Raw genomic sequence first — 1,427 nt, forward strand, 5'->3', positions numbered from 1 at the left:
GAGCAGTTCGATGCTGCGCGCGAGGCCCGGTTGCTTGCGGATCAATCCGGCGCGCTCGAGGGTGAGCACCATCTGATGGACGGAAGGCGCGGTGACGCCGAAGAAGCGCTGCATGTCGCGTTCGGCCGGCGAGCGACCGTTGACGAGGCCGTAGGTCCAAATGAAGGCGAGATACTGGCCCTGCTTTTCGGTGAAGCGGGGTGGAGCCTGCGGCTGTCCGTCAAGTAATTGATTCATTTTCCGATTCTTCCGGAACCTCCGCACCCGAAGGAGGCCATCCGGATGAATGTACGTTATCGCGTCGATCTCGACCAACCCGAACGCGACGAACTCATGAGCATGCTGCGCAGCGGCAAGCATCCGGCGCGCAAGCTCAAGCGGGCCCAGATCCTGCTCGCTGCCGATGCGGGCCAGAGCGACGAGACCATCGCCACGACGGTGGTGGTCGGCGGCTCCACCGTCTACCGCACCAAACGCCGCTTCGTGGAGATAGGGCTGGAGGCGGCGCTTAGCGAGGAGCCGCGCCCCGGGGCGGAGCGCAAGCTGAGCGGCAAGGAGGAAGCCTTGCTGGTGGCCACCGCCTGCTCCAACCCACCACCGGGCCGCAGCCGCTGGACGCTGGAGCTGCTGGCCGACGCGTTCGTCAAGCTGACCGAGCATGAGCAGCTGTCGCGCGAGACAGTGCGCCGGCGCCTGGCCGAGAACGACCTCAAGCCGTGGCGCAAGGACATGTGGTGTATCCCCAAGGTCGATGCCGAATATGTCGCGCGCATGGAGGATGTGCTCGACCTCTACGTCGAAGCGCCCGACCCGAAGCGGCCGGTGGTGTGCTTCGACGAAAGCCCGACCCAGCTCATCGGCCAAGTGCGCCAGCCGATCCCGGCCGCACCGGGAAGGCTGGAGCGCTACGACTGCGAATACAAGCGCAACGGCACCGCCAACCTGTTCGTCTTCCTCGACGCACACCGCTCCTGGCGCAAAGTGAAAGTCACCGAGCGGCGTGCGGCCGACGACTTTGCCCACTGCATGCGCGACCTCGTCGATATCCATTATCCCGAAGCCGCGCGCATCCGCGTGGTGCTCGACAATCTGTCGACCCACTCGCCCGCCGCGCTCTATCAGGCCCTGCCGCCATCAGAGGCGCGACGCATCCTGCGACGACTGGAGTTCCATTACACGCCAAAGCACGCCAGCTGGCTTAACATGGTCGAGATCGAGATCGGCGTCCTGCGCAGCCAGTGCCTCGACCGCCGCATCGAAAGTCGCGACAGCCTCCTTGCCGAGGTCGCCGCTTGGGAAAACCAGCGAAACGCCAGCGGCGCCCGCATCAACTGGATGTTCTCGACCGAACAGGCCCGCCTCAAATTGGCCAAAGCCTATCCAAAGCCCACCGCCAAAGAGTCATAATCCCTGTGCAGTGCCACTAG

2 protein-coding genes are annotated in these 1,427 nt (G+C 64.7%); one reads left to right on the plus strand and one right to left on the minus strand.

The features are described from left to right. Positions 1–237, minus strand: a 237-nt coding sequence (locus tag RFN28_RS34495) for a LexA family protein (RefSeq protein WP_320291581.1), incomplete at its 3' end; no start/stop codon positions are given. 45 nt (positions 238–282) lie between these two features. Here RFN28_RS34495 and RFN28_RS34500 point away from each other — a divergent pair. Next, on the plus strand, positions 283–1,407 hold the full coding sequence (locus RFN28_RS34500) for an IS630 family transposase (RefSeq protein WP_320291582.1): 1,125 nt from the start codon (positions 283–285) through the stop codon (positions 1,405–1,407). The last annotated feature ends 20 nt before the right edge of the window (positions 1,408–1,427 follow it).

Source organism: Mesorhizobium album, assembly GCF_033977205.1.
GTDB classification, from domain to species: Bacteria; Pseudomonadota; Alphaproteobacteria; order Rhizobiales; family Rhizobiaceae; genus Mesorhizobium; species Mesorhizobium album.